The sequence below is a fragment of the Streptomyces alboniger genome (genome assembly GCF_008704395.1).
Taxonomy (GTDB): Bacteria; Actinomycetota; Actinomycetes; order Streptomycetales; family Streptomycetaceae; genus Streptomyces; species Streptomyces alboniger.
The window spans coordinates 5,250,435-5,268,086 of record NZ_CP023695.1 but is presented as its reverse complement, the minus strand read 5'-3'; the positions used below and the strand labels follow the sequence as shown (position 1 = coordinate 5,268,086).

The following is a 17,652-nucleotide window of genomic DNA, read 5'->3' as shown; positions in this document are numbered from 1 at the left end:
GTGGCTCCTTGACCAGCCGCTACTCGCTAGCCACTGCTCTTGTCGTCCTTCTCGGCGTCCTTCTCTGCATCCTTGTCGGAGGGCTTGTCTGCGGGCTTGTCTGCGGGCTTGTCGGAGGGCTTGTCCGCACCGTCGGCGGTGTCCTTCTCCGCCGCCTTGGACGACGCCCTCTCGGCCCGCTCCAGCGCCTCCTGGAGCCGCGCCTGCGCCTCGCCGTACTTCTTCCAGTCGCCTTCCTTCATGGCCTTCTCGCCGTCCTCGAACGCCTTCTGGGCGTCGTCGAGCGCGGCCTGGACCGTCGGGTCGTTCGACTTCGGCGGCTTGGTCGGCTCGTCGCCGTCCTGGTCCTCGGCCGGTGGCTTGGTGCCCGAGCCGGCACCGAAGACCTGGTCGAGGCCCTCCTTCAGGGAGTCCGCGAAGACGGTCTCCGTGCCGTACGACACAGCCACCTTCTTCAGGAGGGGATACGCCGACTTGCGGCCCTGTACGTAGACGGGCTCGACGTAGAGGAAACCGTCGTCCAGCGGCACGGTCAGCAGATTGCCGTAGAGGACGTCGGAGTCGGCGCCCTTCATGTCGCGGACGAAGTTGCCGACCTCCGTCATGGAGTTCAGTTTGTTCTGCACCTGTTCGGGGCCGTCGACGTCGCCGGTCACTCTCAGCAGCTTCATCTGGCCGTAGTTCGCGCTCCTGGCGTCGGCGTCGACCGTCATAAAGGCCCGTAGATTGGGCCGCTCACTCGGGGTGAACGTCGTCGTCAGCGCGAACTGCTGCTGACTCTGGCCCGGCGCCTTCAGGGACAGGTAGTACGGCGGGACCGCACTGTCGTCCTTCTTCGTCGGGTCGTTCGGCACCTGCCAGGCGTCACTCGCGTTGTAGAACTGGCCGGGGTCCGTGACGTGGTAGAGCGTCAGCAGCTCGCGCTGCACCTTGAACATGTCCTGCGGGTAGCGCAGGTGGTCCTGGAGCGCCGACGGGATCTCGCTCTTGTCCTTGACGGTGCCCGGGAACGCCTTCTTCCAGGTCTTCAGGACCGGGTCCTTCTCGTCCCAGGTGTAGAGCTTCACGTCGCCCGTGTACGCGTCGACGGTCGCCTTCACCGAGTTCCGGATGTAGTTGACCTGGTTCTGCTGGGCGATCACCGTGCGCTGGCTGTCCTCCTGCGACAAGGAGTCCTCGGTGGTGTCGCCGAGCGTGGTGCGCGAGGCGTACGGATAGCCGTTGGTGGTCGTGTAGGCGTCGACCACCCACTGGATACGGCCGTCGACCACCGTCGGATAGACGTCACCGTCGATCGTCAGCCAGGGAGCCACCGCCTCCACGCGCTCCTTGGGGGTGCGGTTGTACAGGATCCGCGAGCCCTCGCCGATCGCCCCGGAGTACAGGATCTGCGGCTCCCCGAAGGACACCGCGTACGCGGCGCGGTTGATCGGGTTGGAGAGATTGACCCCGCTGTCGCCCTTGTAGCTGTAGGTCTTCTGACCGCCGCCGTCCTCTTCGTAGTCGAGCTCCTTCTGGGGCCCGCCCACGATCGAGTACTGGGTGGTCTTCTCGCCGTAGTAGATCCGCTGCTCGTACTCCTTCATCTCACCCGTGGTCGGCAGACCGGACTCGGTGAACGCGGGAGCGCCCTTGGAGCCCTTCTTGGTCTCCGTGCCCTTGGCGGCGACGACGCCGTAGCCGTGGGTGTAGGCGAAGTGGTCGTTGATCCAGTTCCGCTTGTCGAGCTTGTTCACGTTCAGCTCGCGCAGGCCGACGATGGTGTCCTGGCCGTTGTAGCGGTCCACGTCCAGCGTCCGCGGGAACTGGTAGTAGCTGCGCTCCTGCTCCAGCTGCTGGAACGTGGGCGAGACGATGTTCGGGTCGTTCAGCCGGTAGTTGGCCGCGGTGTCCGCGTCCTCACGCTTCTTCTGCCGGTCCTCGTCGACCTTGCCCGCGCCCTTGAAGTCCTCGGGCTTCACTCCGCTGATGCCGTAGGCGTTGCGGGTGGCCTCGATGTTCTTCTCGATGTACGGCGCTTCCTTGGCCTGCTCGTTCGGCTGGACCTGGAACTTCTGGACGATCGCGGGGTAGAGCCCGCCGATGAGGATCGCCGAGAGCACCATCAGGCCGAAGCCGATGACGGGAAGCTGCCAGGTGCGCCGCCACAGCGTCGCGAAGAAGAGCACGGCACAGATGACGGCGATGCAGAACAGGATCGTCTTCGCCGGCAGGTACGCGTTGGCGTCGACGTACCGCAGGCCCGTCCAGTTGCCCGTCGCCTTGAAGTCACTGGACTTCACCGCGAGGCCGTACCGGTCGAGCCAGTACGCGATGGCCTTGAGGGAGACGAAGACGCCGAGCAGCACCGAGAGGTGGCCGGTCGCCGCGGCGGTCGCGCGCGCGCCCGGGCTGGTGATGCGCAGCCCGCCGTACAGGTAGTGCGTCAGCGCGGCGGCCACCAGGGAGAGCACCGCGGCCGCGAAGCCGAAGCCCAGCAGGAAGCGGTACCAGGGCAGGTCGAACGCGAAGAACGCCACGTCCATGTGGAACTGCGGGTCCTTCTGGCCGAAGGGCACGCCGTTCACCCACAGCAGCCACGTACGCCACTGACCCGCCGCGGACGCGCCCGCGATCAGACCCACCAGGGCGGTGATCCCGATGAGCAGCCACTTCTTGTACGGGGCGATGCCCATGCGGTACCGGTCGAGGCTCTGCTGCTCCATCGACATGGCGCTCAGGGGCGGGCGCAGCCTGTGCGCCAGCCAGATGTTCACTCCGACCGCGGCCGCCATGAGGAGGCCGAAGAAGAAGAACAAGCCGATCTTGGTCCACAGGGTCGTGGTGAAGACCGATGAGTAATTGACCGAGCGGTACCACAACCAGTCCGTCCAGAACCCGGAGAACATGACGAAGGCCATGGCCAGTACGGCCAGCACGCCCAGTGTCATGAGCAGGGTCCGGACGCGACGGGAGGGTCGGCCCACTCTGATCCGTGGCCCCGTCGGGCCTCCGCCGCGGTCCGGCATCTGGAAAGCCAAGGTGCGCACCTCGAAGTTCGCTGTTGATTCGCTGTTGGTCCGTCAGGCCCCCGAGATCGCGGACCCACACCTATGCAACTTACCTAGGCTTTACTCGGTTCCCGTTTCTCGGGACTAACGAGGCAGGATTGTGACCATGTCCAACACTCCCATGGCAGCGAGCCCCCTCACCCGGGCCGTGCTCGAAATCGACGAGTACGTCTCCGGCCTCGGCTGGGACCGGCCCGCCCGCCTCTTCGCGCTGGTCGACACCGCGCGACTGCGCACCCAAGAACCCGGCCTCGCCTCCCAGCTCGGCCTCGACGACGGCGTGGAACACGCCGGCCTCACCCCTATCGAGCAGGAGGAGATCCCCGCCGACAAGCCGCTGGACGAGTTCCTCGGCACCATCGCCTGGCCGGACGCGGTGACGGGCTGTGCCCTCACGGTGGAGCGCCTGATGCTGCCGCCGTCCGCCGAGACGTCCGTCCCCGAGGGCCTGAGCGAGGCCCAGCTCGCCCAGTGGGTGGCGAAGCACCCGGACCGCCAGGAGGTCCGCATGACGGTGGCGGTGCTGCGTGACGGCGCGCGCGAGTCGGCGCTGCGGCTGCGCGAGAAGGACTCGCCGACCGAGGTCCTCACGGGCTCCGACCTGGTGCCCGGCCTGGCGGACGCGCTGGCGGCGACGTTCGCGTAGGTGCCTGTTTTGGCGTACGCGGGTGGGGCCTCCCCGCTCGCGTACGGCTGTCTCCTGGGCGGGCCGCTACTTGGCGGTGCAGCTCGGCAGGGCGTCGGTGTCGCCCTCGCGGATCTTCTTCAGGGACTTCACCGCGTCGGCGATGGTGTCCACCTTGACCAGGGTGAGGCCGTCGGGGATGTCGCTCGCCGCCGCCGCGCAGTTGCCCTTCGGCGTCAGGAAGTATTGGGCGCCCTTCTCGCGCGCGCCGACCGTCTTCATCTCGATGCCGCCGATCGGGCCGACTTTGCCCTTGTCGTCGATGGTGCCGGTGCCGGCCACGAACTTGCCGCCGGTGAGGTCGTCCGGAGTCAGCTTGTCGACGATGCCGAGTGCGAACATCAGCCCGGCACTGGGGCCGCCCACGTCGGCCAGCTTGATGTCGATCGTGAACGGGAAGGTGTGGTCGGTGCCCGCCTGGATGCCGACGATCGCACGGTCGGCGTCGTCCGCCTTCTTCGTCGTCATCGTGATGTCCTCGGTCCGGGTCGGCTTCTTGCCCGACTTCTCGGCGGCGGCCGCCTCCTTGACCGGGACGATCGTGAAGGTGACGCGTTCGCCGGGCTTGTGCTTGGTGACGAGCTTGGCGACGTCCGTCATCTCCTTGACGGGCGTACCGTCGACCTTCTTGATGACGTCGCCCGCGTGCAGCTTGCCCTCGGCCGGGTCGCCCTTGATGACGGTGGAGACGATGACCTGCGACTCCACGGGAAGCTTCAGCTGGCGCAGCGCCGCGACCTTGGCGCTCTCCTGGGACTGGCTGAACTCCTCGGCGTTCTCCTGAGTGGACTGCTGCTCGGTCTTGCCGTCCGGGTAGAGCGTGTCGTGCGGCACCACGATGTTGTCGTGGGCCAGCCAGCCGTAGACGGCCTCCGCGAGGTTCATCTTGTAGTCGGCGCTCGTGACCCTGACCGTCGTCATGTTGAGGTTGCCGGTCGTGGGGTACGTCTTGTGCCCGGAGATCTGGAGCACCGGCTCGCCGTCGTGGTCGCCGAGGGTGTTCACCGTGGGGCCCGGGGACATCTCCGAGTAGGGCACTTTGATGAGCACTCCGGCGCAGAGCAGCGCGATCAGCATCAGGGTGGAGGCGAGCATCGTCGCAGTGCGGCGTGGCATGGAACGACAGTACGGGACAGGCCTGTCAGCGCACCTGTGGGGCCGGTCCGTACGGGGGCCTCGCGTGCGGGGCCCTCACATGCCGGAGCGGGACTTCTCCATGGCCTCGCGGAAGGCGGCGTAGCCGTTGAGTTCCGTGTGGTCGCCGGTCCTGCCCGACTTGCGGTTCCGGGCGGCCCAGCTGCCCCACAGACCCGCACCGACGGCCGCCAGAAGCGGAATCAGCAACCAGGCAAGTGATGCCATGTCGACCTCCCGACCCCATGTGCGACCGCAGCTGACTGATCAGCAGATTAACCATCCGCAATGTCAACGCTCACGGCAGGGGTCCGGTTACGCAACCGGAGCCGCATGGGTCAATCGGCCCCCGGAGGGCCACGCCCGCCTCAACAGGCGCCCACCCATTCCTCCTTGCCGTCGGAGAACCGCTGGTGCTTCCAGATCGGCACCTCGTGCTTGAGGTCGTCGATGAGCTTGCGGCAGGCGTCGAAGGCCTCTCCGCGGTGCGGGCAGGAGACGGCCACGACCACCGCGAGGTCGCCGACGGCCAGGTCGCCGACGCGGTGCACGGCGGCCAGGGCGCGCACGGGGAACTCGGCGACGACCCTCTCGGCCACTCGGCGCATCTCGGCCTCGGCGGTCGGGTGGGTCGAATAGCCCAGCTCGTCGACGTCCGCGCCGCCGTCGTGGTTGCGCACGGTCCCCACGAAGAGTGCCGTGCCGCCCGCCGCGTCGTCGCCGACGGCCCGGAAGACCTCGTCCAGGGAGAGCGGGGTGTCGCGGATCGCGAGGAGGCGGATCGGGTCCTGAGCGGCCTGCTCGCCGGGATGGTCCATCGTGGTGCGTGCCATGCGGCCATGGTGCCGCACAGCACGGACATCACGGAATAGATCTTTCGCCCGGCACGCGCGCGTGGCGCCTTGGAGTTCCCTACAGGGCGCCTGTCCATCCGCTCGCGCGTCCCGCGGGGCTCCCCCCTCGGACGGGTCCGGCCCGGCCTCAGATCCGCCGCCGCGCCTTCCGTGCCCTGCGCACCACGGCCGCGGCGCCGAGCAGGGCGACCGTCGCCCCCGCGGCCCCCGCCGCCGTCGCGTCCTTGCGGCCGAGGCGCCGTCCGGCCACGGTCCGCCGCCCGGAGACCTCTTCGAGCAGCTCCGCGAGGACCTCCTCATTGGTCCACTGCGGCCGCCACCCGGCGTCGTGCAGCCTGCTGACGCTGACCACCCAGGGATACATCGTGTACGCGAGGTCACCGGCCGGGGACGGGGTGAGGCCGATGCGGTGCAGCCGGGCCGCCGCGCCGAGCGCGACCGCCGAGGGCAGCTCCATGCGGCGGATCCCGCTCAGCTCCTCGACCTCCTCCTGCTCCAGCCAGCCGTCACAGCCGACGGCGAGTTCCCCCTCGACCTTCTCCAGGACCGCGTACTCCAGGGCGCTGCACAGGTCCTCGACATGACAGAACTGCCAGGCGGGCCGGGAGCCCGCCACGACCAGGAGGCGGGGCGACTCGAAGTAGCGCGTCAGGGCCGTGTCCGTGCCGCCCACAAGGGTCGCGGGCCGTACGACGGTGACGTTGAGGCCGGGGTGCGCGCGGGGCGCCCTGCGGGCGAGCCGTTCGACCTCCAGGAGGTCGCCGACGCCGGTGGCCTCGGCGGTCGCGCGCAACTCGGCGTCCTCGGAGAGGGGCAGTTCGTTGTCGGGCAGCGCTCCGTAGACCATCGCGGAGGTGCACAGCACGACCCGGTGGACGCCCGCGGCGGCGGCAGCGGTCAGTACGGTCTGCGTGCCGCGTACGTTGTACGCGGTGCGGGCGGCGCCGTCGGTCTCCAGGTCGAGATCGAGCGCCAGGTGCACCACGACGTCCGCGCCGCGCAGCTTCTCGGCGATCGCCGGGTCCCGCACGTCCAGGATGTGCCACTGCACCTGCGCGCAGTCGCCCCGGCGCTCGTCGATGGCGATGACCTGCTTGATCTCCTCCGAAGCGGCAAGGCGCTCGGTCAGCAGCGCGCCCACTCCGGAGGCGGCGCCGGTGACGGCGACTACGGGCCCGCGGCCTGCCGCCGGGGCTGACGGGTTTCGCGCTGCGCGAACCTGTGGATCTGGGGAACTCACCGGGCGTCTCCAGCGGTTGTCTTCAGTACGCACGCGTATGACGCGTACGTACCAGGTGGCATCCATCCTGCCGCAGGCCGCGAGTCGGCGAAGCACCGAGGCCCGAACCCGCCACGGTGTCTACGCTGGGTGGTGTTGTAGGGCAGCCGCCGCCGGACGATACCGGCGGCCTGACGAGCCGAGGAATCCCGTGAGTGACACCCCATTCGGATTCGGCCTTCCGCCGGAGGAGCCGGAAGACGGCGACGAGGGCAAGAAGAAGGGATCCCCTGGAGAGGGACAGAGCGGGGGACAGGGCGGGCAGGGCCCGGGTGGCCCCGCGAACCCGTTCGGTTTCGGGGGGTTCCCCGGAGCGGGCGGCCCCGGAGGCGGTGACAACCCGTTCGCCGCGATGTTCGGTTCCATGAACCCGAACGACCTGGGGGCCGCCTTCCAGCAGCTGGGCCAGATGCTCTCGTACGAGGGCGGCCCGGTGAACTGGGACATGGCCAAGGACATCGCCCGCCAGACCGTCTCCCAGGGCACGGCGGACGGCACCAAGGACGCCAGCGTCGGCCCCGCCGAGCGCTCGGCGGTCGAGGAGGCCGTGCGCCTCGCCGACCTGTGGCTGGACGACGCGACGTCGCTGCCGTCCGGGTCCGGTACGGCCGTGGCGTGGAGCCGCGCCGAGTGGGTCGAGGCGACCCTGCCGGTGTGGAAGGAGCTGGTCGACCCGGTCGCCGAGCGCGTGGGCCTCGCCATGGGCGACGTGCTCCCCGAGGAGATGCAGGCCATGGCGGGCCCGCTGATCGGCATGATGCGCTCCATGGGCGGCGCCATGTTCGGTCAGCAGATCGGCCAGGCCGTGGGCGTGCTCGCCGGCGAGGTCGTCGGCTCCACCGACATCGGCCTGCCGCTCGGCCCCTCCGGCAAGGCCGCGCTGCTCCCGGTGAACATCGAGGCCTTCGGCAAGGACCTGGGCATCGACAAGGACGAGGTACGGCTCTATCTGGCGCTGCGGGAGGCCGCCCACCAGCGGCTCTTCGCCCACGTGCCGTGGCTGCGCTCGCACCTGTTCGGCGCCGTCGAGGGGTACGCGCGGGGGATCAAGGTCGACACGGCCAAGCTGGAGGACGTCGTCGGCCAGCTCGACCCGCAGAACCCCGAGCAGCTCCAGGAAGCGCTCCAGCAGGGCATGTTCCAGCCCGAGGACACCCCGGCCCAGAAGGCCGCCCTGGCCCGCCTGGAGACGGCTCTCGCGCTCGTCGAGGGCTGGGTGGACGCCGTGGTGCACGCCGCCGCCAAGCCCCGGCTGTCGTCCGCCGACGCCCTCCGGGAGACGCTGCGCCGCCGCCGCGCCACGGGCGGCCCCGCGGAGCAGACGTTCGCCACGCTGATCGGCCTGGAGTTGCGCCCGCGCCGGTTGCGGGACGCCTCGCGCCTGTGGGCCTCGCTCACGGACGCGCGCGGTGTCGACGGCCGCGACGGCCTGTGGGAGCACCCGGACATGCTGCCGACGGCGTCCGACCTGGACGACCCGGACGGTTTCGTCCACCACGAGCAGATGGACTTCTCGGAGCTGGACAAGATGCTCGGCGAGGCGGCGGACGGCGGCTCCGCGCCGAAGCCGGACCTCAAGAAGGACGAGGGCGACGAGGACAGCGGTAAGTGAGTCTCTACGACGACACGGTCCTCGTACTGAAGAAGTACGAGGACCAGCCCGAGCTGCGCCAGGCCTATCTGGACCACCTGTCCGCGCACGGCGAGGCCGGCATGTGGAAGGCGTGCACCGCGGGCCATGTGACGGCGAGCGCCCTGGTCGTCGACCCGTCACGCGGCCGCGTGCTGCTCGCCCTGCACAAGAAGCTGCGGATGTGGCTCCAGATGGGCGGACACTGTGAGCCGGGCGACACATCGCTGGCCGCGGCCGCGCTGCGCGAGGCCACCGAGGAGTCCGGCGTGCCGGGCCTGACGCTCCTCGCGGGCGGCCCCGTCCGCCTGGACAGGCACCCGATCCCTGGCCCGTGCACCCAGCACCTCGACGTCCAGTACGCCGCCCTGGCTCCCTCCGACGCGGTCGAGGCGATCAGCGACGAGTCGCTGGACCTGCGCTGGTTCGCCTACGACCAGGTGGCGTCCGTGGCCGACGAGTCGGTCGTACGCCTGGTGGAGGCCACGCGGGCGCGCCTGTAGGAGGCGCCCCGAAGGGGCGCGGGGAACTGCGCGACCAGCCCACCGCCGGCCCGCGGTTCCCCACGCTCCTGTTGCCCCGCAGGGCTCAGCTCCAGACGTTCCCCTGGTTCTGCCCCCGGGCACCCTGCTGCCCCACGCCGAACTGCGCCTGGGCGCCGCGCCCGACGACCGCGTTCTGCGGCGGCAGCATCTCGCTGGGCTGGACGAGCGCGTAGCCCTGTCCCATGAAGCTGAGCTCCCAGCCCTCGCCGGTGTTGCCGCGGCGCCGCCAGACGCCCGAGGAGTGGGTCTGGGCCTGCATCTGCACGCGCAGGCCGTTGGACCAGGCGACGACGGCGTCCGCGTCGGCGTTGACGTACCGGTCGGGCGTGACCTGGAGCATCAGCGGCTGGCCGGACGTCATCAGGGCGACCTTGCCGCGCCCGGAGATGTTGAGCTGGTACTTGCCGGAGCCGGAGATGCCGTACTGGCTGTCCACGGCGATGACCTGGTGGGTCAGCGAGGAGTCCATCGCGAGGACATAGCTGCTGTCCACGGTCAGACCGTCCTGGTCGACGTCCACCACGTGGATGTACTGGGCCAGGTTGGCGAGATAGACGGTGCCCTGGCCGTGGCAGCGCATCAGGTCCAGGCCCTCACCGGTGTGCGCGCGGGCACGCTGGTTCCCCTGGCTCTGGTACTCCGCGTCGAACTCGATCAGCCCCTGGTAGGCGACCATGGCGCCCTTGCGGGCCAGGACGTCGTCGTGCCCTTCCAGGGCGACCCGCAGCAGCTGCGGGTTCTGGACGGAGTAGCGCTCCTGGGTCTGCTGCTCGGCGTGCGCGAAAAGTGGGCTCTGCATGGTGTGTTGCTCCCCCTCAGCCCCGTGCTCGGAGACGGTCGGTGCTGTCCTCACTGGGCTGTACGACGACGATGCCCTCTCCGGAGAAGCCCATCTGGTAGGCCTCGCCGCTGCCGCGCCCGATGAGGGAGCCGGCCTTGAAGCTGCGCTTGCCCTTCACCTTGAGGTTCGGGGACCAGGCGATCAGGGCGTCCGGGTCGACGTACGTCTCGTCCTCGCCGCGACCGCAGTCGACGACGATGGGCGTGCCGCGGGAGGTCAGCGCGACCCAGCCCTGGCCGGAGATCTTGATGTTCCACAGGCCCTGCCCGGCGAACTTGGCGAGGCCCTTGACGCGCTCGACGCCCCACTGGAGGGACGCGTCGAAGGCGAGCAGATTGGTGCCGTTGACCGAGAGGGAGTCGCCCGCCAGGTTGATGACGACGACGTCCGCTCCGTAGTCGGCGAGGTAGAGCAAGCCGTCTCCGGAGCACTTCATCAAGGGCGCGCCCTCGCCGGTCATCCACTCGCGCGCGACCTGGCGGACGGCGGGCGGATTCGGCTCGTACTGCACGAACCCTTCGTAGGCGACCATCGAGCCCACGCGCGCGAAGAGGTCGTTGCCCGTCTGCATGGCCACCTTGACCATGTGGTGGCCGTGGTTCTCCATGCGGGTGGCGACGGGTGCGGGGGCGAAGCCCGCGAGCTGCTGATTCATGACGGGCTCCCTCAGACCTCGTACGGCTGGACGACGATGAAATTGCCGGGCGCGCCACGGAACTGGAGGTTCACGCTCTCCCCCGTGGAGCCCGCGTACGCGTTGCTGCGCATGCGAACCTGGCTGGAAACGATCGCCTGAGCGGCCGCCGACCAGGCGACGACGGCATGGCAGTCGGCGAACGTCGTCGGCGTGACGGGCAGCACGACGGGCACGCCGTGGGTCTTCACGATGACCGTGCCGGTGCCCTGGAACTGCATGACGAACAGCGCGCCACCGGGGATGCCGTGGCCCTCGATCCTGCGCACCTCGTGCTGGAGGGTCTCGTCGAAGGCGAGGACGTTCTCCGCGGAGACGCAGATCGCGTCGCCCTGGAGCTCGATGGGGTGCAGGTGGTTGCCCTCTTCGGCGAGGAAGACCTGGCCACGGCCGGAGCAGCGCATCAGCTGCATCTCCTGGCCGGTGGCGTTGCCGACGATACGGCCGGCGAAACCCGCGCCCTTGTAGCCGAACTCGACCTTGCCCTGGTAGAGCACCATGCTGCCCTGGCGGGCGAGGATGGACTGCTCGGCGACGCCGAGGTCGACGCGGATCAGCTTCTCGTTCTGCTGGGTCCAGCGCTGGCCGGTGGGGGCTTCCCGGTACTTCTGGAGAGCGGCGGCGACACCGGAGCCCTGGGGGACGGCGCCCTGTGGGACTCCGTGCGGAGCCTGGGGCTGACCGGGGAACTGCCCGCTCTGCGGCTGCTGGCTGTAGCCGGGCGGCATCGGTGCGGCGGGCGGCTGGCCGTATCCGGGCGGCAGCGGGGCCTGAGGCTGCTGGCCATAGCCCGGCGGCGGGGGCGGGCTCTGGCCGGGGACCTGCTGCTGGCCCGGCACCTGGCCGTACTGCGGCTGCTGCGGGGGCTGCTGACCGGGCTGGCCGTACGGCGTGGGGGCCATCGGGGGCGGCATCGCGGCGCCTGGCGGCTGGTTCACGGGCGCCACGATGGTCTGCGCGGCGTGCACCGCCGGGTCGGCGGGCGCCGGGGGCGGGGTGGCGCCGGCGGGCGGCGCGAAGTGCTGCGCGGGAGCCGGGACAGGGGCCGGGGCGGGAGCGGGGGCCTGAGCGGGCGCGGCGGCCGCGGGGGCACCGAACGCGGGCGGCGGCGAGGTCTGCGCGGGCGGGGCGAAGGAGGGCGCGGCGGCCTGCGGCTGCGCGGGCTCCTCCTCGGCGACCTCTCCGCCGAAGTTCCTCAGGAGGGCGTCGAGCCCGCCGTCGAAGCCCTGGCCGATCGCGGCGAACCGCCAGACGTCCTTCAGATAGAAGTCGCCCAGCATGACGGCGCGCTCCGTGGAGAACTCCGCGCCGTTGAAGGCGTAGCGGGCCACTTCCTCGCCGCCCGCGACGATGCGGATGTACCCGGAGGCGACCTGCGACATCTGCCCGGCGCCGTCGATCGTCGCCGTGAACGACAGCCGCTGGATCTGCTGCGGGACGCGGTCGAGCGTGACACGGAACGACTCGGTGTCGCCCGCCTGCGCGCCGAGGAGCTGGATCGACTCCTCGGGGGACTTCGGCTGGTTGAAGAAGATGAAGTAACGGTCGTCCGACAGTCGCTCGCTCGCGTCGAGGCCGAAGCAGCTGATGTCGAAGGTCAGCCCGGGAGCCGAGATCTGTACGCCCACGTACAGATCGGTCCCCGCGGTGAGGTCACTGATCTTGGCCTTGTGGCCGCGTTGGAATTCCCTGGCCATACGTAACGACCGTCCCCCATCCCGAATGTGAATGCGTCGCGCCAGGCTAACCGCAAAGTCCGACAGCGAGCGAAGCCGGTACAGACCCGCTACACAACCGTGGAATCCGGCGGACGCTCACTCCTCGCGGGCGGTCGGCAGATGGGGCAGCCGACTGGCCGCGACCACTCCTTCGAGGTACCCCCTGGCCCGCTCCGTGCGCGGATAGGCCTCCAGAAGGCGCCAGAAACCGGGCCCGTGACCGGGGACGAGAAGGTGGGCCAGCTCGTGGACGAGGACGTAGTCCACGACGTACTCGGGCATGCCCTGAAGTCGGTGCGAAAGGCGGATGCTGCCTTCCGAGGGGGTACAGGAACCCCAGCGGGTGTTCTGGTTCGTGACCCAGCGAACGGAGACGGGCCTCGCGCGGCCGTCGAAGTACTGCTCGGACAGCTGTCCGGCGCGCTCGGAGAGTTCCGCGTCGCCCAGAAGCCGCTTGCTCTCCTGTGCCGCGAGCTTGTCCAGCATCACGTTGACCCAGCGCTGCTCCTCCGCCTCGGACATGCGGGCGGGGATGAGGACGACGGTGCGGTCGCCCTCCCGGTACGCCGAGACCGTTCTACGGCGGCGGGCGCTGCGTCTGACCTCGACCGCGCTGGTCCCCGCACCGGACGGCGACGGACTGGTCGTGCTGCGCTGTGGAGTTCCGGCGCGGCGCGCTGAGGTCTCCGCAGCGGCGCGAGGGGACGGGTCGGCGGGCACGCCCCGACGTTACCCGCTGGGCGTGGGGGAAGTCCCGCCTCCGGGACGGTTCGGCGCCGTTCCTCTCCCCGGGCGTTCGACTAGTACGACGGACGGCGCGGCCCGTGCGGCCGACGGTGCGACCCATTAGTACGACAAGCATCCCCTGCCTGTGGATAACTCGACGCGTCCATCCGGCGGGCCGGGCATCCTGGCATTCGATCGACGCGGCGGACGGGACCGCGCCGGCCGGACGACGGGGGACGACCATGCATCCGACATTGAAGCCGGCGCTGCGGCGCGGCTGGCGGGACCTGAGCACTGTGCAGTTCGGGGTGGCCCCCGCGCACGCCTTGGTGCTCGGCCCGATGGACACCGCGACGGGCAGCTTCCTGAGCCTTCTGGACGGCACCCGCGGGCTGCCGCTCCTGCGTGAGGAGGGCAAGCGAATGGGGCTGCCCGACGGGCACGTGGACAAATTACTGGGAGAGCTGTCGCGGGCCGGGCTGCTCGACGACTCGACGGGCGGCGGCCCCGCGGCCGACGCCCTGCGCAAGCGCAGCGGCCCCATGGACCGGCTGCAGGCAGACCTGGCCTCGCTGTCGCTCGTCTCGTCCGAGCCGGGCGAGGCGATCGAGAAGCTGGCGGCGCGTCGCACCATGCGGGTCCGCGTTCAGGGGGCGGGGCGGGTGGGCGCGGTCGTGGCCTCCGTCCTCGCGGGCGCGGGCGTGGGCCACGTGGAGGTGCTGGACGGTGGGCATGTGGAGCCCTGGGATGTCGCGCCGGGCGGACATCCGGCGGACGCGATCGGGCAGCGCAGGGACACCTCCGCGCGACGGCTCGTGCGGCAGTCGGCGCCCGACCGGCCGGCACGCCCCGCGCCACCCGAGCCCCCCTCAGCCCCACTCCGACAGACCCGACGGTCCCGACAGCCCTCGACACAGGAGGGAGGAGTCGGCCTGTCCCTCGTGATCATCGCCCCTCGGGACGGCCTGGACGCGTACGCCCCCGACCCGACCGCCACGGAGGCCCTCCTCGCTGCGGGCACCCCCCACCTCTACGCCGGAGTGATCGAGGGGACAGGCGTGGTGGGTCCCTTGGTCCTGCCCGGGTCGAGCGCTTGCGCGGGCTGCCTCTTCCGGCAGCGCGCGGACCGCGACCCCACCTGGGCCCGGATGCTGGCGCAGTGGCGCTCGGGGCGTGCGCGGCACGTGCCCTCGTGCGACCTGGCCCTGTCGACATCGGCGGCCGGACTGGCCGCAGGCCACGCGCTGGCCTTCCTCGACGGGGTGTCCTCGGCCTGTGCCGGTGCTCGCTGGGAGGCCTCCGTCCCGGGATTCGACTGGCACTCGCGCCCGGTTTGGCCGCATCCCGCATGCCCGTGCGGGGCGAGCACACCCGTTAAGGGGGATCGCCTCACCACGGCCATGGACCAACACGCAACAATGGCCGGGTAACCGCCTGAGAAGGCGCGGCTGTCTGGGACTTGGAGGGGCGCATGTCTGATCTTCCCCGGAAGGCGGTCACCCGAACCGCCAAACTGGCCGCGCTGCCGCTCGGCTTCGCGGGACGCGCGACCTGGGGGCTCGGCAAGCGGATCGGGGGCAAGTCGGCGGAGATCGTCGGGCGCGAGCTGCAACAGCGCACGGCGGAGCAGCTGTTCAAGGTCCTCGGCGAACTCAAGGGCGGCGCGATGAAGTTCGGGCAGGCCCTGTCCGTCTTCGAGTCGGCGCTGCCGGAGGAGGTCGCGGGGCCCTACCGCGCAGCGCTTACGAAACTCCAGGAGGCGGCCCCGCCGATGCCGACGAGCACGGTGCACTCCGTGCTCGCGGAGCGGCTCGGCGAGGACTGGCGCGAGCGGTTCCTGGAGTTCGAGGACAAGCCCGCGGCCGCCGCGTCGATCGGCCAGGTGCATCGGGCGGTCTGGGAGGACGGGCGCGAGGTCGCGGTCAAGGTGCAGTACCCGGGAGCGGGCGAGGCACTGCTGTCTGATCTGAACCAACTGAGCCGGTTTGCCCGCCTTCTGGGGCCACTGATCCCTGGAATGGACATCAAGCCGCTCATCACAGAGCTGCGAGACCGGGTGTCGGAAGAGCTCGACTACGGCCTGGAGGCGCAGGCACAGCAGGCGCACGCGCGGGAGTTCGCCGACGACCCCGACGTGATGGTGCCCGAGGTGGTGCACCAGAGCGAGCAGGTCCTGGTCACCGAGTGGATCGACGGGACGCCTTTGTCGGAGGTGATAGCGGACGGCACACAGGAGCAGCGCGACCGGGCGGGCCAGCTGCTGGCCCGCTTTCTCTTCTCGGGCCCGGCGCGCACAGGACTGCTGCACGCCGACCCGCACCCCGGAAACTTCCGGCTGCTGCCGGACGAGAAGGGCGGCTGGCGGCTCGGCGTCCTGGACTTCGGCACGGTGGACCGGCTGCCGGGCGGCCTGCCCGCGACCATCGGCGAATCCCTGCGGATGACGCTGGACGGCGAGGCCGATGCGGTCTACGAGATGTTGTGCGAGGAGGGCTTCGTCAAGGAGACCGTCGAACTCGAACCGGACGCGGTGCTCGACTACCTCCTGCCGATCATCGAGCCGATGCTGGTGGACGAGTTCACCTTCAGCCGGGGCTGGATGCGCAGCCAGGCGGCGCGCGTGGCCGACCCCCGCTCCCCCGCCTACCAACTGGGCAAGCGGCTGAACCTCCCACCCGCGTATCTGCTGATACACCGTGTGACGCTGAGCACGATCGGAGTGCTCTGCCAGCTGGGCGCGACGGTGCGGATGCGGACCGAGCTGGAGGAGTGGCTGCCCGGCTTCGTGGTGCAGGCGGAGGAGGCGGAGAGCGACACGGCGGCGGAGGCCTGAACGTCAGCGCCGGGTGACCTGAGGCCCCCGGGGGCTACCACCACTCGGAGTCGAGGCGTCCCTCGATGGCTCTGATGTTCTCCCGCGCGCAGGACTCGCAGAGGTAATGGCGGACGCCGTTCTCCACGGAGCAGGTCCAGGTCGCTGGCGCGCCTTCGGCGACCGTGCCGCAACGGGAGCACACAAGGTTCTCCACGTCCGTGGGCTGAGGATTCTGCTGGTCCACCCGCCGACCCTATCGCCGGTTCGGGACGCTCGGTGAGCACAACGCACCGCGGGGGCCGGTCCGTTCGGACCGGCCCCCGCCGGGTTCTGTCATGGGCCGAGCCGCTTGTGCGGCTCCTACTGCATGACCGCGATGGCGAGCGCGCGCCGGGCACGCAGCGAGGCGCGCTCCGCGCGGCGCTGCATACGGCGGGCCGCCATCAGGCGCGCGGCCGGGCGTTCCGCCTCGGCTTCGCGCATGCGTTCGTGCATATGCGCACGAGCCATGGCTTCTGGGATGAGTTGCATCTCTCGGGTCCTGTTCTGGCGCGAGGCGTGGGCGCCGGTGGTGGTGAAGTCTCGGGTCGCGGAGCCTGCGGGCTCACTGGTGGCTGCCTTCATCGGGGCCTGCTTCTTGGGGTCGTGCGTCAGGGGGCGATCGATTGTTCCGGCGATGTTCATGCGACGACCGGGTTCTTGCGCGGGCGGCCACGGGGCCGCTTGCGGGCGACGACGACACCCTGGACGAACAGCTCGCCGCCCCAGACGCCCCACGGCTCACGCCGCTCCTTGGCGCCGGCGAGGCAGGCCTCCATCAGCGGGCAGGTGCGGCAGAGCGACTTGGCGTACTCGACGTCGGCCGGGGACTCGGCGAAGAAGACCTCGGGGTCGTAGGCACGGCAGGGAACGGGTACGCCGAGGTTCTCGATGGCGTCGTCGAGCGCGGTGAGCGCGGTCAGGGGAGTCAAGGTCGGGTCCTCCGTGGGAGTGGGCGGGGAGATCGTCTGTGAAGGCGGTACGGACGGGGCGTGCGTTTCAAGTTGCACGGTGGTGTTTTCCTCGTCTGGTCGTGCCGGCCTGGGTCGGCCGGTTGGCGGCTGGTACCGGGTCTTGCTCTTGGCCCCTTCGCTCTGTCTCCCTGTTTTGGGGAAAACAGAAGGGCCGCGGATCCCGGGTGGGGTTCCGCGGCCCTGAAGGCGCCGGTCTGATCGAGGATCAGACTGGATCACTCCAGGGTTCGAGCCCACGGAAGGCCCACATCGTGTGGTGCTGCGTCGTCTGCTTCCGGAATCCGGCACCGGCCGCCGCAAAGGCATAGGCCTGGGCCTGCGCCTCCGCTACTGCTGCTTCCGGTGCCTCGGTCGGTCGCTCATTGCCCTCATTGGCCTCACGAATGGCGAGACCGGCGACAGGCAGGGCGGAGGACAGCGGACGCATGGCGGGGATGCCGCCGGACAGACCGGTGCCCTGGTTCGAGAAGCCGAGCAGGCAGGAAGCGACGACCGAGTGATCGGTCATTTTGGCGGTGCTGATGAAGCTCTCGTTGATGGTGATCACTGGAATTCGCCTCCTCTCGGCGTCTAGGGGATCGACCGGAACCGATCCTGCGGACTGACAAGTACAGCACGGGACCAGGGCTTCGGAGAAGCCGCCGTTCCCGTGCTAAGAACCTATGGGT

Annotated in this window: 18 protein-coding genes; 5 read left to right on the top strand and 13 right to left on the bottom strand. The window is 70.1% G+C overall.

Annotated elements, in window-relative coordinates; translation table 11 throughout:
- Positions 1-26 precede the first annotated feature (26 nt).
- Positions 27-3,008, bottom strand: a complete 2,982-nt coding sequence (locus CP975_RS23635) for a UPF0182 family membrane protein (protein WP_055536066.1) — start codon at positions 3,006-3,008, stop codon at positions 27-29.
- Between the two features lie 148 nt (positions 3,009-3,156).
- Here CP975_RS23635 and CP975_RS23630 point away from each other — a divergent pair, with 148 nt between their 5' ends.
- Positions 3,157-3,696: a PPA1309 family protein gene (locus CP975_RS23630; RefSeq protein WP_030780960.1), complete on the top strand. Its 540-nt coding sequence runs from the start codon at positions 3,157-3,159 to the stop codon at positions 3,694-3,696.
- Positions 3,697-3,762: 66 nt separating this feature from the next.
- Here the strand turns inward: CP975_RS23630 and CP975_RS23625 are convergent, their stop codons facing one another.
- The 4 genes from CP975_RS23625 to CP975_RS23615 all read right to left on the bottom strand — a co-directional run bounded on the left by CP975_RS23625 (position 3,763) and on the right by CP975_RS23615 (position 6,963).
- Complete coding sequence (locus tag CP975_RS23625; protein ID WP_055536067.1) at positions 3,763-4,851, bottom strand: YlbL family protein; 1,089 nt, start codon at positions 4,849-4,851, stop codon at positions 3,763-3,765.
- 75 nt (positions 4,852-4,926) lie between these two features.
- Entirely contained in the window at positions 4,927-5,097 is a 171-nt protein-coding gene (locus CP975_RS35105; RefSeq protein ID WP_167532723.1) for a hypothetical protein, read from the bottom strand.
- A 140-nt stretch (positions 5,098-5,237) separates the two neighbouring features.
- The gene (locus CP975_RS23620) at positions 5,238-5,702 is read right to left on the bottom strand and encodes a molybdenum cofactor biosynthesis protein MoaE (RefSeq protein ID WP_030780966.1); all 465 of its coding nucleotides are present in this window, start codon (positions 5,700-5,702) and stop codon (positions 5,238-5,240) included.
- Positions 5,703-5,850: 148 nt separating this feature from the next.
- Positions 5,851-6,963: an SDR family oxidoreductase gene (locus tag CP975_RS23615; RefSeq protein ID WP_055536068.1), complete on the bottom strand. Its 1,113-nt coding sequence runs from the start codon at positions 6,961-6,963 to the stop codon at positions 5,851-5,853.
- 190 nt (positions 6,964-7,153) lie between these two features.
- Here CP975_RS23615 and CP975_RS23610 point away from each other — a divergent pair, with 190 nt between their 5' ends.
- Complete coding sequence (locus CP975_RS23610) at positions 7,154-8,614, top strand: zinc-dependent metalloprotease (RefSeq protein WP_055536069.1); 1,461 nt, start codon at positions 7,154-7,156, stop codon at positions 8,612-8,614.
- The gene (locus CP975_RS23605; protein ID WP_055536070.1) at positions 8,611-9,135 is read left to right on the top strand and encodes an NUDIX hydrolase; all 525 of its coding nucleotides are present in this window, start codon (positions 8,611-8,613) and stop codon (positions 9,133-9,135) included. Before CP975_RS23610 ends, CP975_RS23605 begins: the two co-directional genes overlap by 4 nt.
- Positions 9,136-9,220: 85 nt before the next feature.
- On the opposite strand, the gene CP975_RS23600 is transcribed toward CP975_RS23605, so the two are convergent.
- From CP975_RS23600 to CP975_RS23585, 4 genes are all read right to left on the bottom strand, one after another.
- Positions 9,221-9,976: an AIM24 family protein gene (locus CP975_RS23600; protein WP_055536071.1), complete on the bottom strand. Its 756-nt coding sequence runs from the start codon at positions 9,974-9,976 to the stop codon at positions 9,221-9,223.
- A 16-nt stretch (positions 9,977-9,992) separates the two neighbouring features.
- Positions 9,993-10,673 carry an AIM24 family protein gene (locus CP975_RS23595; RefSeq protein ID WP_030780979.1) on the bottom strand — a complete coding sequence of 227 codons (681 nt, stop codon included), beginning with the start codon at positions 10,671-10,673 and terminating at the stop codon, positions 9,993-9,995.
- Between the two features lie 11 nt (positions 10,674-10,684).
- Positions 10,685-12,409: a TerD family protein gene (locus tag CP975_RS23590; RefSeq protein ID WP_150477319.1), complete on the bottom strand. Its 1,725-nt coding sequence runs from the start codon at positions 12,407-12,409 to the stop codon at positions 10,685-10,687.
- Positions 12,410-12,526: 117 nt separating this feature from the next.
- The gene (locus tag CP975_RS23585) at positions 12,527-13,150 is read right to left on the bottom strand and encodes a M48 metallopeptidase family protein (protein WP_150477318.1); all 624 of its coding nucleotides are present in this window, start codon (positions 13,148-13,150) and stop codon (positions 12,527-12,529) included.
- A 248-nt stretch (positions 13,151-13,398) separates the two neighbouring features.
- Here CP975_RS23585 and CP975_RS23580 point away from each other — a divergent pair, with 248 nt between their 5' ends.
- Both CP975_RS23580 and CP975_RS23575 read left to right on the top strand, forming a co-directional pair.
- Positions 13,399-14,586 carry a TOMM precursor leader peptide-binding protein gene (locus CP975_RS23580; protein ID WP_150477317.1) on the top strand — a complete coding sequence of 396 codons (1,188 nt, stop codon included), beginning with the start codon at positions 13,399-13,401 and terminating at the stop codon, positions 14,584-14,586.
- Positions 14,587-14,627: 41 nt separating this feature from the next.
- Positions 14,628-15,989: an ABC1 kinase family protein gene (locus CP975_RS23575; RefSeq protein ID WP_055536149.1), complete on the top strand. Its 1,362-nt coding sequence runs from the start codon at positions 14,628-14,630 to the stop codon at positions 15,987-15,989.
- Positions 15,990-16,023: 34 nt separating this feature from the next.
- Here the strand turns inward: CP975_RS23575 and CP975_RS23570 are convergent, their stop codons facing one another.
- From CP975_RS23570 to CP975_RS23555, 4 genes are all read right to left on the bottom strand, one after another.
- The gene (locus tag CP975_RS23570) at positions 16,024-16,215 is read right to left on the bottom strand and encodes a hypothetical protein (protein WP_150477316.1); all 192 of its coding nucleotides are present in this window, start codon (positions 16,213-16,215) and stop codon (positions 16,024-16,026) included.
- Positions 16,216-16,331: 116 nt separating this feature from the next.
- Positions 16,332-16,655 carry a hypothetical protein gene (locus CP975_RS23565; RefSeq protein WP_055536148.1) on the bottom strand — a complete coding sequence of 108 codons (324 nt, stop codon included), beginning with the start codon at positions 16,653-16,655 and terminating at the stop codon, positions 16,332-16,334.
- The gene (locus CP975_RS23560) at positions 16,652-17,020 is read right to left on the bottom strand and encodes a WhiB family transcriptional regulator (protein ID WP_055536147.1); all 369 of its coding nucleotides are present in this window, start codon (positions 17,018-17,020) and stop codon (positions 16,652-16,654) included. Before CP975_RS23560 ends, CP975_RS23565 begins: the two co-directional genes overlap by 4 nt.
- Before the next feature lie 169 nt (positions 17,021-17,189).
- Positions 17,190-17,531 carry a hypothetical protein gene (locus tag CP975_RS23555; RefSeq protein ID WP_055536146.1) on the bottom strand — a complete coding sequence of 114 codons (342 nt, stop codon included), beginning with the start codon at positions 17,529-17,531 and terminating at the stop codon, positions 17,190-17,192.
- Positions 17,532-17,652: the final 121 nt, after the last annotated feature.